This window comes from Pleionea sp. CnH1-48, from assembly GCF_024124665.1.
Lineage (GTDB): Bacteria > Pseudomonadota > Gammaproteobacteria > Enterobacterales > Kangiellaceae > JAMXSB01.
This window is the reverse complement of record NZ_JAMXSB010000012.1, coordinates 159,564-173,542: the sequence shown is the minus strand read 5'-3', so window position 1 is coordinate 173,542 and position 13,979 is coordinate 159,564. Positions and strand designations below refer to the sequence as shown.

Genomic DNA, 13,979 nt, shown 5'->3' with positions numbered 1-13,979 from the left:
AATGAGGTTGAGTCTTAATCCGTTATTCACTCCTCTTGTAAACCACCTGCTAGAGATTCCAATGAGACAAGCAAAGCTGATTCTACTGTTATCGATATTATTTACTTTGATGACTTTCGTTTCTCTCTTTGCCATCCATAAGTTCAGCCTTAGAACCATAGAGCAGATCGCAGAAAATAATGCAAAAGTACTTGCTGATACACTCAATACTTCGCGAGTTCTCTACAGTAAAAATGTAATTCAGAAGGTCAACCGAACAGATGCTCTCAGTGTAGGGGCCGATCATAAAAATCTATCAGATCGAGTACCTAACCCAGCTACTTTCGCAATAGAAATCGGTGATGAGATAACCAGTAAATATGACACTACGATTGTTCGTATGTTTAGCAATTATCCTTTTGCTAATCGACAACTCACTGGTGGACCTAAAGATCAATTTGAAGCTTCAGCAATTCAATATCTAACGGCGAATCCCACTGATAATTTCTCAGATTGGGACCACATTGATGGGATGAAGGTGTATCGTTTCGCTCAGGCCATCATAATGGAAGAAAGCTGTGTTGATTGCCATAACTCTCATCCGGACAGCCCAAAAAAAGATTGGCAGGTAGGAGATGTTCGAGGGGTGTTAGATATCAGCTTCCCATTGTCAGTTAAAGGGAGTCAGGTTCAAGATATGGCCGAGAAGGCCTATATAATTTTCAGCCTCCTTTCTCTGGTGAGTTTTGCATTGCTGATACTGACCATTGTAAAGATTCGGTCAATACCATTAACAATAGAAAAAGAACTTGAGAGTCGAACGCGAACTCTCAAAAAAGAATCTCGAATGGATTTCCTCACAAAGATCCCCAATCGACGTGCCTTTGATGAATTCCTAAATATTGCCTGGATAGATGAGAGTCATCAAGACAAGGTGCTTTCTCTTATTATTCTAGATATCGATAATTTCAAGGGCGTTAATGACAATCATGGACATGATATCGGTGACGAATGTTTAGTTGAAGTAGCCAGAATTTTGAAGCAGTCAATTCGGTCTTCTGAGGACTACATTGCTCGTTATGGCGGAGAAGAGTTCGCTATTGTATTAAGTCACCTTGGAAAACAAGGGGCTCTTGATATGGCTGAGCGTTTAAGAGTTGCCATAGAACAGCACACTTTCAGTAACATAAACTTGAGCCTTACGGTCAGTCAGGGTGTTGCTTCCTGCGAGTCTTTTGGTGAAATATGCGATATCAAAGAGTTTATCAAAAAGGCTGATGAAGCTCTCTATTCTGCGAAACAGTCAGGAAAGAATAAAGTTGTCTATATGATGGAAAGCTAGTGCTTTTTATAGAATATGAAAATTACTTTTTATAACAATAGCTGTCGAAGACCTTGGTGTAATATGCCGTAATATTTTTCTGATTTCTCCTTTTTTATACTTTTCCTTGCTAGAGAAAACAACACAACTGGAACAAAAGTGTTGCTCAAGCACATCACTAAATCATTCGTTAAAGGAGAAACATTATGGCTTATCAATATTCTGTTACTGTTAATAATCAGGCGAGTACCTCTGCATACTTAATGGTGTATCAGGATGATCCTACAGCATGGGACCCGAATGCACTGTCTCTTGCCTGGTTTTCTAAGTACTCTAATCCCAGCCCTACTTCTAAGGTGAAGTTTACCTGGACCGTTGATTGGGGATTCTCTTGGGCAGAAACCGGTGAGTTGAAACCCGGTATTTCATTTCAGGCTTCAGAAACTTACTCACCGACGCCAGAAAAAAATAAAGTAACACTGGACTACAACAAAGCGTATTTTTTTGATGACTACTCTCAAGGCGTTGATAAAAACCGCTTCTACCTGGAAGAAACCGGAAGAATTCCTGTTAACTCACAAGCTTCTGTCGGTATGACCATGTCGGGTAGTACCGTATATGCAACCCAGGCTAAACCCAATCAAAATCTTACCTTCTCCCCGCGTCCTTCGTATTACCTTGCTTATGGGAACTATGAAGAAGGAGAAGTGATCGATGTGAGTACCATTAATAATCCGCTTAAGCTTGAGTTTCCTGTTGGTGTGTATGCGCTAACAACAACCTTAAATGCTGATAATTCATGGGAGGCTCCTATTACTCTTGCAGAAGCAAATGCTTTGAAGTCGCGTCGAGTGAAAGCGGCCTGATCATTAACTAAAGGAATAGCTGGTAGCTTCGATATTACTTGAGGCTGCCAGATTCTAAGGAGTTTGTTGTGTACTCTGCTCTTATGACTGGAAGTGTTGTTGCATTTGCCGGGCAAACGGACCCCGTATCAAAAGATGCCAACAACATCTGGAAGAACTCATGCTGCACTTCGAAAGACGCAGCGGCTGCTAAGCGTAATGATGAGGTGCCCCTTAATATTTTGGAAGCAGAAGGATGGATGCTTTGTGATGGCAGAGCGTTAAGCCCTCACAGTTACCCCGAGCTATTTGCTGTTCTGGGATACCTCTATGGCCGTAAAGACGATGACTTTCTTATTCCTGATTACCGAGGGTTATTTTTGCGAGGTGTTGATGCTGGCTCTGGCATGGATCCTGACGCGGCAAAACGCATGGCTCCAACTGGAGAAGGTGTGGCAGAGGGGATCGGCTCTTATCAATGTGATGCACTGGAGTCTCATACCCATACCTATAAGTCAGTCACACTATCGGCTACATCAAATTCCGGTAATGCGGCTGGGCAGGCATCATCCGATGAACAAACGGGTATTCCTACTGATCCCGCCAAAAGCAGCAGTGAAACCCGTCCTAGAAATATTGCAGTTAATTACATTATTAAATATCGCTGAATAAGGAGAGGATAATGAAAGTAATACTACGGAGTTCATTGATTAGTTGTTGCCTTGTTTTGCTTGTTGTTACTGGGTGTTCGCACCAAAGTGTAAAGTCGGTTAGCGAGTTAGGCGATCCGGCTTGTTACATTACTGAAGCTTCCTTTAATCACATTCTGCTGCGCCATTGCTCTGTAGGTGGTGGAAGCCAACTATTAGCTGAGTACTGTACTCGTGAGGGTATGCAACGATTATGCGGGATGATTCAACATGCTCCCAATAAAGTCCGAAGTGTTCAATCCGATGGCCGTGTTCGCTACGACGCAAACCTGGGTGTGGCTATCGGCACTCATGGAGAGTTATGTGGTCGGCTAATTATTGAGAGTACTCGAAGTGGCAATGTGATTACGGAGTTTCCCGAAAACACTGGTGCTCCAGGAAGCTGTCGTCGTACGGCTTACAAAACAAAGGTATCAGAGAAGGATTAGCTTCTGTAATAAAAGTATATCTGAAAACGTGATAAAGGAGGCATTACCTGAACAACACTACGAGAGAAGCGTTAAACTGAAGACGAGTGGTAATTCGTATTAACTATACCCAAAGGAGAGGAAACATGAAAATACTATCGATCAAACCCGAAGCAAAGGATCAGGATGGTGAAGAGTTTACTATTGGCATTCCTTGTGCTTTAAGCAAAAACTTCTTATCCGATGTGCCATCGGTTGTTGCGGTCAGTTATTTGTCAGTAACCCCAGAGAAAGAGCAGCCTTGGGTGACAGAGATTTATGACGAAAGTAATAATCGCAACAAAGTGGATGGCACATTAAAGTTGTTTTTCTCAGCGGCTTACCAAGGTACTGAATATCTGGAGAAGCTTCAAAAGGCCGTATTAGTTGTTTCTTTGGATGGCAACAATGATGATGAAGACTGGGTATTCATTGATAAAGGCATCGTATTTACCAACTGGGTTAATCATAATGTTTTTGAAATCACTACAGAGCTGAGTGATTCACGTAAACAACTCACCATTACGGTTTTTCATGTAGGAGATACAGGCTCTACTAAGAAGAAGGCAAATTATGTCGATATAGGTTTTCGTTATGTGGCAGCATGTGAAGATAAGAAGAAAAAAACGACAACCGTTCATGTGTCACAAGACCCAAGTATTGGCGTTAGTCGAGGTAAAGGTGGTTAGCCTTATATTATGCAACGCTGGGCATTGTTGTGTTGTTTCATCAGATCAATAAATAAAGTATCACTGCATAAGTTGTCAAACCAGGTAAGATTAAACCAACGAACACCAATGCCCTTCTCCAAGGCTCGCTCTACCTGAAGCGTTGCCGAAGTATTTTCTTGCAGTACAGACAAAACAAGAGCAGAAGTATAAAACAGCTCTCCATTGTCGGGCGATAATTGGCGCGCTTCATCAAGCGCTTTTACGGCTGCTGTTGGGTTTTTAGTATGCACATAAGCTTGAGCGGTTTCTAAAAGAGACTTAAAGTCAGGGGAATTCTCCCGCAATTTGATCACTTGCTGATAATATTTTCTTGCCTCAGTCGTTTGCCCATTGAGCCAAAGCACATCGGCTAGATTTAATGTCCATGTTGAGTGGTTGGGGTTGAGCTTAACAGCTTGTTGTGCAAACTTAAGAGCTTCAAGAGCCTCTCCATTGATTAGATAAGCCAAACTAAGGTTATTTAAGTCAATACTTTGTGGATTATCTTCAATAAGCTTTTTGTATAGAGGGATCGCTTTTTTTGTATTGCCTTCAAATAGTTCGATAGAAGCAAGAAACTGGTTACTAAAATAATCTTCTGGCGTTAGTTTAAGAATTTTCATCAAGTTGTTTTTTGCTAGAAGAATATCCCCGCTAAACCAGTAAGTCAGAGATAAGTTATAAAGCATTAAAGTGCTGGTTCTTAATTGAAGAGCTTTTTGGTAACTCTCTATGGCTTTGCTATATTGACTTGTACTGAAGTAAAGATAAGACTCAAGCTCACGTGTTCTAAGCTCCGATGCACCTTGCTGCTTAACTCTAGTGATCCAGCGTTCGGCTTGCTTGTATTGATTTCGAGACACTGCTAGCCAAAAATAGTTGGTTGCTCCATGATGACTCAAACGATATGATGAAGGAGAGTTTGTTAAAATGAATTCTAGGTTCTCTAAGTAACTTTCCTCTTGAGTTTGCTCATAAAGATTAAGAGCAAGCTCTCGATATAATGTATAAGCGGGATAAAAGTGAGGCTCTTTATCAATAAGACTTGATAGATGCTTTAATGTTTCTTGATTATAAGATCCATCAATACGAACGGACTGGTAAAGTTGAATGTAACTTTCATAGTTTTTTGGATCATTCATTCCAGTCCTTGCAATAGTATTCGAAATCTCAGGAAATAGAGTTGATATTTTTTGTTGGCTAATAAGGTAAATATCAGAGATATTTTGAAATGGCATCATCCAGTCAATTTGAGAGATAACTTTTCCATTGTTATCGGCTCTTGAAAATACGACGTCACATTGCACACCATGACAGTCTACTCTGGTGGTTAGTATATCGCTGGCCCCTGTCGCTTTGGCGACCGTTGGCAGACCACTTCCTGCGCTATTAGATTCATCATACCCAACTAAATCCAGTTGTAGAGCATTGATGGCATAGTTTCTTAATGCTGAGTCTATTGTTGAACGTACTAGATAGTTCTGTTCGGGGTAGCTATCGTCCGTATTAGTCACATGAGGGGGTAGTATCACCAAGTTGCGACTTGAGTCTTGAGGCTGTAGAAAAAACGAAAAAGTAATAATAAGCGCAGCGAGAGCCACGAGTATGATCGATAATATTTTTATAACTCGATTTTTAATATGACTTTTGTCTGATAAATCGTTTACTGGTTTAGTAAAAGGCTGTGTTTCCTGGCTGAGTATTTCTCGCTGCTGCTCGAGCACTAATAGTTGCTTTAAGCTATCAGAAACTACCTGAGCGCTTTGAGGTCGCTGTTCTTTTTTATGAGAAAGCAACTGAACAATCAGAAGTATAAGAGGCTTAGGCATTTCCTCTGTTAGATGGTTTGGCTCTATTTTTTCATTGTTTAGGATGCGCTCGGACGTTTTTTGAGGAGAGAGGTTGCCAAATGGATGTTGACCGGTAAGAAGTTGAAACGCTATGACTCCAAAAGAAAATAAGTCACTTGCTTTGGTGTGATTATTTTCCATAATCACTTCGGGGGCCATATAAGCCAGGCTCCCGTAGTTTGAGTCGGCTGACTCATCAGCCCGAATAAGCTGGGCAATACCGAAGTCTGCAATTTTAATCTGGTTGTTGTAGTCAACTAAAATATTCGATGGCTTCAAGTCACAGTGAATGACATCTTGGCTATGAGCAGCTGATAAACCAAGGGATAACTGATAAAGCCATTGCAGCTTTTGCTCAAGGCTGATATGACGCTCTTTAATAACTTTGTCTAAAGTAATGCCCTCTACATACTCCATGACAATAGATACATTGCTCTCTTCTTCGAGAATATTATGTACTTGAACAACGTTGGGGTGGTTTATTTTTGCCAACAATCTTGCTTCATGAATGATGTTGCTCGGAGAACACTCTTTATGTAGTTTTTTAAGGGCGACATCACGTTGCAGTTTGTTATCTTTTGCTAAGTAAACTTTCCCCATACCTCCCCGGCCTAGCTCTTTGATAATAGGATAGTCATTTGGTAGCGCGCTGTTAGCTTGATCGGTCATCTGGTATCCATACTATTCATTTGACACTCCAGAGTGCGGCCTTTAAATAACTGAAACTTTGCAGGACCGAAACGTATCTTCCCTCGAGTTCTTTCAATAATATCTTCAGAGCTTTTTATATTACTTAATATTTCTTTAAATTGTTTTCTGGCACGATGGATTTGGATATTTAAATGAGACTGGCTAAGCCCTAAGTCTTTTTCCAATTGTTCCGTATAAATCCAGCCTTGAGTGTCGCTATCAAAACCCTTCAGGGCATCTTTATAACGGCTTCTTACCAGTGTGAGAGTCAGGTAATGATGGGTTCTTACTTCTAAGTCAATATCATCCACAGGTGTTTGTAATTTTAAGTGAGCAACTTCCTCGTCTTGGCTTAAATTAAAAACAAAGTTGATGTCATTAATAGAGTATTGTTGTTCCGAAAGCTGCAAGGTTGGTTGTGTTGTTGTGTCAGTATGGAATTGCCACGGTTTATTTTTAAGTAAAATAACATCACCGTTATCCAGTGGATAAGAGTTGTTGCCGTTGATATCTTCAAGCAACCAAATTCCTTTTTGTGCGTGGTAATACACAACCTTTTCACATTCTTGATTGGATGGCAGAAGGTTGTAGTCTTTGATACTGATCGGAGTCGATGTGTGGTCTAATGGAATAAGGATGTTTTCGGGTTGGCTCAAGTCTTTCACTTGATAGCTTTGTTCTTGGTGCTGAGAAAAAAACAATTGATCGCCAATAGCCAACGAGTAAGCTTGATTAGGAACAAGCTTCTTGTTGTTTAGGTAGGTGCCATTTTTGCTAATATCACGTATAAGCCAGGTATTCCCACTCCATTCAATGACTGCATGAAACTTTGAAATATCGGGCTCTGAAATTAAAGTGTTAACGGAATGCTCCAAACGCCCAAAAGTGTGATGTGAATTAAGATAACACTTCGAATGATCGGTCAGGCATAAAAGATAAGCCATATTTATCTCTCTTTGTAATCCACATATCAAGTCACTGAATAATTATTCTAATGTCAGCTATAAGCTTATTCAAATGGATTCAAAGGCATATCAAACAGAGATGATGGCAGTGTTCTAAGATGCATTATTTAGAACGTTTAATAAGGCAGATTTAAAAGAGAGTGCTGTCCGTGCTTACAAAAGGCAAAGAAAGCAGCAAAGGCTATCGATGGAAAATATGAGGAGCTTTAGCCTTGTCGGATAAGAATAAACAAAGGCCACTTATATTAAGTGGCCTTATGGGATAAATTTAAGACTCAACTTTATCCAGATGAATATCCATTTGAGGGAATGGAATCGAAATATTTTCTGCGTCAAAACGCAGTTTTACTTTTTCGTGTGTATCGAAAAATACGTTCCAGTAGTCTGCAGCATTGACCCAAGGACGAACGACAAAATTCACTGAAGAATCGGCCAGTTCAGAAACAGCTACAACATAAGCTGGATCTTTTAGGATGCGCTCATCTTCTTCCAAGATAGACTCAAGCACTTCTTTAGCCTTTTTAATGTCGTCACCGTATCCAATACCAAAAACCATATCAACACGACGAGTAGGCTTAGCAGAGTAGTTAGTAATGACGTCGCCGTAGATTTTTCCATTCGGTACAATCATTTCTTTGTTGTCGGGAGTTCTCAACTGAGTAGAGAAAATAGTAATTTTTTCTACAATACCAGCAATACCTGCTACCTCAACAAAATCACCAGATGTGAAGGGGCGGAACACAATCAGCATGACGCCAGAAGCAAAGTTTTGTAACGAGCTTTGCAGAGACAAACCAATAGCCAAACCTGCAGCACCGATTAATGCGACCAGAGAGGTTGTATCGACACCCAGCTGACCGATAGCGGCAATAATGACGAACAACATCAATAAGCTGCCGATAATACCCGAGATAAAGTCAATGAGAATGTCATCGGTTTTGGCTTTCTTCATGACCTTAATGAGCACTTTGGTGATGGCTTTAACAACCATTTTTCCTATCACAAAGATAAGAATCGCCATAATGACCTTAATACCATAAGGAATGACGTACATATCGATGAGGCTCTGGAGTTTATCGGGTGACAGGTCAATATCTGCCGGGTTGAGGTTTGCAGTATTAAGCATAGTGGCTCCTTAATATTGTTATTTTTGTTTCCCTGAAGGGAGCAAATATTCTGTTTGGGCTAATTCTACCCTTATGCTCATTGAGCTAAAAGGGCCTTTGTGTGAAATTGTTTAGAAGTATAGGTAATAAACTCGATAATACGCACACAAACCAGCAGAAAGATACACTTATGGCTATTCACGCTAATTTCCTACATAGCAAAGGGCTGATCGCCAATAGATCTTGAGCTTTAACTCGTTAAACTTCTGGTTTTAAAAGGAATTGATACATAATCAGGAATAATGAACTTATCTCACAGTTTTTCACGAGCAGGGGTTGGAATCCATGCTCCCTTAATTACGATAGAAACTCACTTATCAAACGGTTTGCCCTGTTTTGCTATGGTGGGTATGGCCGAGGCGGCGGTGCGAGAGAGTAAAGATCGAGTTCGCAGTGCTTTGATGAATGCTAATCTGGAATTTCCGACGCGTCGTATTACCGTTAATCTCGCACCTGCGGATCTGCCAAAAGAAGGTTGTCGCTTTGACCTACCTATTGCACTGGGTATTTTGGCGGCATCAGGGCAGCTGCCTATGCAGCAGCTTCAGGGCTACGAATTTGTTGGGGAATTGGCGCTATCCGGTGAGTTAAGGCCGATTCGTGGCGTACTGCCTGCCGCACTGGCGGCGAAAAAATCCGACCGAGTACTGGTTGTGCCTGCGGCCAATGCTGAAGAGGCGTCACTGGCTGGAGGAAAGCAATTAGTGGCTCATCATATCCTGGATGTGGTTGCTCACCTTTGTGGCCAGCAGGCATTGCCGCTAAATGAACATCAAAATCGCCAGGTTGTTTCGTCATTACCTCACGACCTAAAGGATGTAAAAGGCCAACATGCGGCCAAAAGAGCATTAGAACTGGCGGCAGGAGGTTCTCATAATCTGTTGTTTATCGGCCCGCCGGGTACTGGCAAGACCATGCTTGCCAGTCGACTGAGTGGGTTGCTGCCCGAGTTGAATGATGAAGAGGCGGTAGAAGTCGCCGCAATTGCGTCGGTGTCAGGTAACGAAGTGGCGGCACGAAACTGGAAAGTAAGGCCGTTTCGTGTACCCCACCATACCGCATCGGCTGTTGCTCTTATTGGCGGTGGCAGCATTCCTCGCCCTGGCGAAGTGTCTTTGTCTCATCGTGGAGTTCTGTTTTTAGATGAACTTCCTGAGTTTGATCGTAAGGTCTTGGAGGTGTTACGTGAGCCGCTGGAGTCAGGATATGTGACCATCTCGCGAGCGGCGAGGCAAGCTGAATACCCTGCTCAATTTCAGCTTATTGCGGCGATGAACCCCTGCCCTTGTGGACACTTTGGCAATGCGCGCGGGCAATGTCGTTGTTCTTCAGAGCAGATCCGTCGTTACCTGCTTAAACTGTCTGGGCCTTTTCTGGATCGAATTGATATGCACATAGAAGTTCCTCTCATTGCTAAAGAGGACTTTATGCGAACTACCGACCAAGATGCAGAGAGTTCTTCAGCTGTTCGTCTGCGCGTTGAGGCTGCTCACCAAATACAATATCAGCGACAGGGAAAATTGAACGCTACTTTATCGGCGGCAGAGCTAGAAAAGCACATTCACATAGAACCAAGAGCCAATCAGTTTGTTCTTGAAGCAATGGAAAAGTTGGGGCTTTCTGCACGAGCGTATCACCGCATTTTGCGAGTATCTCGGACGATTGCTGATCTTCGACAGGAAGAGATGGTCACTATGGAAGCGGTAGCCGAGGCGGCGAATTATCGAAAGATAGAGCGATTACTTGAGCAAGCTTAATTTATTGCGCCCCAAAAGAGCGGATGAATTCTAATAAAGAACACTAAAAGCGTTAAATTTGAAGCAACTTAAGTAAAACGGCGTGTTTGCGCTAATTAACAGGCTTAACTCATTGTAATTGATACTGTTATCTAACTTAAAAAAGTCTCCTCTAATCCACAGATAGCGCTCCGAGTCTGGTTATCAAAAAGTTTTGTTTTGTCTTACTTGAGGATTATTAACTTTAGACCATAATCTAAAAGACTTAATCGAAAACTAAACCGAGATGGCTTGTCATGAAAATGAGCTTTAATCAACGTGTCTGGCTTGGTTTCGGCATCATCATTTTGTTGCTGTCCGTATCCAGTGCTCTATCCCTGTTTAACCTAAGTGATATTGGAAACTCTACAGAACGAGTTAACAGCGAAGCTGTGCCGATTCTTAAGCAAAGTAATCAGGTTCAGATCAGCTTGTTAAAACAGGCAAAACTCAGCGCCTCTGGATATAACGTTAACACTTTGAGTGAAATTAAGAATTATCAAAGCGAATTTGATAGTGCAGAAAAAGTATTTCGCGAGCAATTTTCTGTATTGAGTCAGACCATCAATGTATTACCCTCGATGAAAAAGTATGGAGAAACGGCGAGTACCCACTACGAGGACTACATTAAAGCTGTTTCTACTATGTTTACTGCCAAAATTAAGCTGCTAGAAGCAGAGAACAGTGCCAATGAAGAGTTGAGAGAGTTAAGTAATCTGATTGATGATGCTGGCGCTCTGTTGCTCGATATTTCTTACTATGAGTCCGATGAGCATGCAAAAACTATTGAGCTGGTAGCTGGCGAAGCCGGAAGGATTGATGGTCAACTTATAGGTCTTTATAACTCGCTTAAAGAAATTAATGGTAAAAAAAACAGCGAAGAGTTAGCAACCTCTGGAGAAGATATTCAGTATGCCTTCAGCGATATGCAAACGCGGGTAGATTATATTGGTAATCTGTTAAACGATATTGATACGGGTGGTTTGTGGAAGGATTTTTTGGCCAAGTTGGATGAGCTGAAAAAAAGAACGGCTTCGGAGAATGGTTTAGTTTCCTTCAAATTACTTCAACTTCAAAAAGTGGATGAAGCTCGACAACAGCTTGATGCATCGGAGAAAAGTGTTAAAGGCGTTGTGAGTGACTTTGATGCCCTGTTGGTAGAAGCCGACAATCTTTTCAATGAAAAGCAAAGTGAAGTTCAAGAAGCGGTAAGTCTGGGTACCAAAACCAGTCTTGTTGCCTGGATCGTACTTATTGTTCTCGCATCACAAAACTTCAATTCGATGCGCTTATCCATCAAGAAGAAAATGTCTGACCTAGCGAAATTGAACTCGACGGGAGAGTCTCTGGCGGCAATACAAGAAAAGAACAAAGCGCTCGAAGAAGTGATGGCTGCAATGCACGAGCAAATAGGCGTCGGTCAAGGCTCCGTTTATCTTATGAATGAGCAAGATCACTTAGAGCTTAAAGCTTACTACCCTCCTAAAACAATTGATCCAGATAGTCATCCAAAAGTATTTGAGGTTGGTGAAGGGATTCTTGGTCATGCTGCACAAGACCAGAAGATTATTTTTGCGCCGAGTACTGCAAAAGATGACCGCTTTGTTACTAGAGAAAACAAGGAAGTCGCTGATAGGACACTCTTGTGTGTTCCTCTGGTTGATAAAGACGTCTTGGTAGGCGTAATGAATTTCTCTGGTGATATTGGTCAGGTAAAGTTCGAAGATAGCGATTATGAATATGCCTCTTCTATTGCTCGATTATTGGTGACCAATATCAAAAACATCCGGATGCGCGAAGTCATTGAAGAGCAAAACAGAACACTGGAACAAAAGGTTCAAGAACGCACCAAAGAATTAAGACAAAAGAATGAAGATATCGCCATCATGATGGCTAATCTTCACCAAGGGTTATTTACAATTCAGGACGGAGGGATTATCCATCCTGAGTACTCGGCTTATTTATCTAAGATATTTGAGACTGAAAAAATTGCCAATAGAAACTATCAAGACCTATTGCTAACCAATACGGATCTCGGAGCTGACAGTTTAGATCAAATAGCAACAGCGGTTGATGCTGTCGTAGGCATGGATGAGATGATGTTTGATTGTAACTCTCATTTGCTGGTTAACGAAATGGTGAAAACCATGCCTGATGGAAGAGAAAAAATATTAGAGATGGACTGGGTTCCGATTGTTAATAAAGAAACCGACGAAGTTGAAAAGCTAATGGTTTCGGTAAGAGATGTCACTGAGCTAAAAGCCTTGCAAAAAGAAGCCGAGGCTCAAAAGCAAGAGCTTGAAATCATCGGCCAGGTGCTGTCTCTAGAGCAAGATAAGTTTATTGACTTCCTAAATACTTCATTTGACTTTGTTAAGCAGTGTCGTGAGTTAATTGCCACCAACGAAGAGAAAAACCTCGAGGTCGTTGCTTCTTTGTTTAGAAATATGCACACAGTAAAAGGTAATGCCAGAACATTTGGCTTTAATCAAATCACAGATTCCGTTCATCAGGTAGAACATACTTATGATGAGTTAAGAAAATTTGATGAAAAAACCTGGGAACAAGAAGATCTATTAAAAGAACTGGCTTATGCCGAAGAAGACATCAAACGTTATCAGATGATTGCCGAAACCAAGCTAGGCTTGAATGTTGATGACAGTCAGGGCGCATCGAGCTATGCGATCAGCAAAGATAAGGCGCTTACCCTAATTAAAGAAATCGAAGACATTGAGGTTGTGGATGCTAGCGCTCAGATTAAACGCTGGATAGCTACGGTTTGCGAAGCGCTCATTTCCACTCAGGCGAGACCCATCAGTTACGTTATTGGCGATGTAATTAAATCGGTTGAGTCACTGGCGGATGACCTTAATAAACCCAGACCTGAAATATCGGTAAATGATGGCAGTGTATTTGTGCTGAACGACATCCACAGTACGCTTAATAGTATTTTTATGCATATTTTTAGAAATGCTATGGACCACGGTATCGAGGGCGCAGAAGAGCGTGTTGGGCAAAGTAAAAGCGAGCAAGGACATATCTATTTAAACACTCGAATGCTCGAAGACTTTATTGAGTTCGAAATTTATGATGATGGCCGGGGGTTAGCTTTAGATAAAATTTATCAAAGCGGAGTCGATAAAGGATTATTATCGAAGGATGCACCAAGGCCTTCAGCAGAAGAAATCGCGAGCCTCATCTTTTCATCCGGATTTTCTACCGCAGAAGCGGTGACTAACATCTCAGGCCGGGGTGTCGGAATGGATGCGGTCAAACAGTTCCTGGAGCGAGATGGCGGCAATATTGAGATTCACTTAGATGATGGTGAGGCACAGGCTTCGTTTCGTAATTTTAGAACACTGATTCGTTTAAACAGAAAATATTCGTTGACGCTACCCGACATTAAAGATGCGTAGAGGAGGCTTAAGCCAGAGCATGTAGGTCATTTTAAGCTATTGGATTAATTGATTTTCCTGCTGCTAAAAGTCGCCATGCAAACTTTATGAAATGAGCTATATTCAA

10 protein-coding genes are annotated in these 13,979 nt (G+C 41.6%); 7 read left to right on the top strand and 3 right to left on the bottom strand.

Going from position 1 to position 13,979, the window contains the following annotated elements; genetic code table 11:
- Positions 1 to 61: 61 nt before the first annotated feature.
- The 5 genes from NH399_RS18805 to NH399_RS18785 all read left to right on the top strand — a co-directional run bounded on the left by NH399_RS18805 (position 62) and on the right by NH399_RS18785 (position 3,990).
- Positions 62 to 1,321: a diguanylate cyclase gene (locus NH399_RS18805; protein WP_253042728.1), complete on the top strand. Its 1,260-nt coding sequence runs from the start codon at positions 62 to 64 to the stop codon at positions 1,319 to 1,321.
- A 185-nt stretch (positions 1,322 to 1,506) separates the two neighbouring features.
- Positions 1,507 to 2,166, top strand: a complete 660-nt coding sequence (locus tag NH399_RS18800; RefSeq protein WP_253042727.1) for a hypothetical protein — start codon at positions 1,507 to 1,509, stop codon at positions 2,164 to 2,166.
- Between the two features lie 68 nt (positions 2,167 to 2,234).
- Positions 2,235 to 2,813, top strand: a complete 579-nt coding sequence (locus NH399_RS18795) for a tail fiber protein (RefSeq protein WP_253042726.1) — start codon at positions 2,235 to 2,237, stop codon at positions 2,811 to 2,813.
- 14 nt (positions 2,814 to 2,827) lie between these two features.
- Positions 2,828 to 3,283: a hypothetical protein gene (locus tag NH399_RS18790; RefSeq protein WP_253042725.1), complete on the top strand. Its 456-nt coding sequence runs from the start codon at positions 2,828 to 2,830 to the stop codon at positions 3,281 to 3,283.
- Positions 3,284 to 3,408: 125 nt separating this feature from the next.
- Positions 3,409 to 3,990 (top strand): hypothetical protein, encoded by a 582-nt coding sequence (locus NH399_RS18785; RefSeq protein WP_253042724.1) that lies wholly within the window; start codon positions 3,409 to 3,411, stop codon positions 3,988 to 3,990.
- 2 nt (positions 3,991 to 3,992) lie between these two features.
- On the opposite strand, the gene NH399_RS18780 is transcribed toward NH399_RS18785, so the two are convergent.
- The 3 genes from NH399_RS18780 to NH399_RS18770 form a co-directional block, all read right to left on the bottom strand.
- The gene (locus NH399_RS18780; protein ID WP_253042723.1) at positions 3,993 to 6,530 is read right to left on the bottom strand and encodes a serine/threonine-protein kinase; all 2,538 of its coding nucleotides are present in this window, start codon (positions 6,528 to 6,530) and stop codon (positions 3,993 to 3,995) included.
- On the bottom strand, positions 6,527 to 7,495 hold the full coding sequence (locus NH399_RS18775; RefSeq protein WP_253042722.1) for an FHA domain-containing protein: 969 nt from the start codon (positions 7,493 to 7,495) through the stop codon (positions 6,527 to 6,529). The genes NH399_RS18780 and NH399_RS18775 overlap by 4 nt, the downstream gene beginning before the upstream one ends.
- A gap of 289 nt (positions 7,496 to 7,784) precedes the next feature.
- A complete protein-coding gene (locus NH399_RS18770) occupies positions 7,785 to 8,570 on the bottom strand; it encodes a mechanosensitive ion channel family protein (RefSeq protein WP_371876100.1) in 786 nt (261 codons plus the stop codon).
- A gap of 354 nt (positions 8,571 to 8,924) precedes the next feature.
- On the opposite strand from NH399_RS18770, the gene NH399_RS18765 reads away from it, so the two are divergent.
- Together NH399_RS18765 and NH399_RS18760 are read left to right on the top strand one after the other, a co-directional pair.
- Positions 8,925 to 10,439: a YifB family Mg chelatase-like AAA ATPase gene (locus NH399_RS18765; RefSeq protein ID WP_253042720.1), complete on the top strand. Its 1,515-nt coding sequence runs from the start codon at positions 8,925 to 8,927 to the stop codon at positions 10,437 to 10,439.
- A gap of 275 nt (positions 10,440 to 10,714) precedes the next feature.
- Positions 10,715 to 13,873, top strand: coding sequence for a GAF domain-containing protein (locus tag NH399_RS18760; protein WP_253042719.1), 3,159 nt, complete (start codon positions 10,715 to 10,717; stop codon positions 13,871 to 13,873).
- Positions 13,874 to 13,979 lie beyond the last annotated feature (106 nt).

Bases quoted from the DNA above. Each gene is read 5' to 3' on its own strand.
- NH399_RS18760 (WP_253042719.1), top strand. From the start codon at position 10,715: ATGAAAATGAGCTTTAATCAACGTGTCTGGCTTGGTTTCGGCATCATC.
- NH399_RS18775 (WP_253042722.1), bottom strand. From the start codon at position 7,495: ATGGCTTATCTTTTATGCCTGACCGATCATTCGAAGTGTTATCTTAAT.
- NH399_RS18800 (WP_253042727.1), top strand. From the start codon at position 1,507: ATGGCTTATCAATATTCTGTTACTGTTAATAATCAGGCGAGTACCTCT.
- NH399_RS18780 (WP_253042723.1), bottom strand. From the start codon at position 6,530: ATGACCGATCAAGCTAACAGCGCGCTACCAAATGACTATCCTATTATC.
- NH399_RS18805 (WP_253042728.1), top strand. From the start codon at position 62: ATGAGACAAGCAAAGCTGATTCTACTGTTATCGATATTATTTACTTTG.
- NH399_RS18790 (WP_253042725.1), top strand. From the start codon at position 2,828: ATGAAAGTAATACTACGGAGTTCATTGATTAGTTGTTGCCTTGTTTTG.
- NH399_RS18770 (WP_371876100.1), bottom strand. From the start codon at position 8,570: ATGTACGTCATTCCTTATGGTATTAAGGTCATTATGGCGATTCTTATC.
- NH399_RS18785 (WP_253042724.1), top strand. From the start codon at position 3,409: ATGAAAATACTATCGATCAAACCCGAAGCAAAGGATCAGGATGGTGAA.
- NH399_RS18765 (WP_253042720.1), top strand. From the start codon at position 8,925: ATGAACTTATCTCACAGTTTTTCACGAGCAGGGGTTGGAATCCATGCT.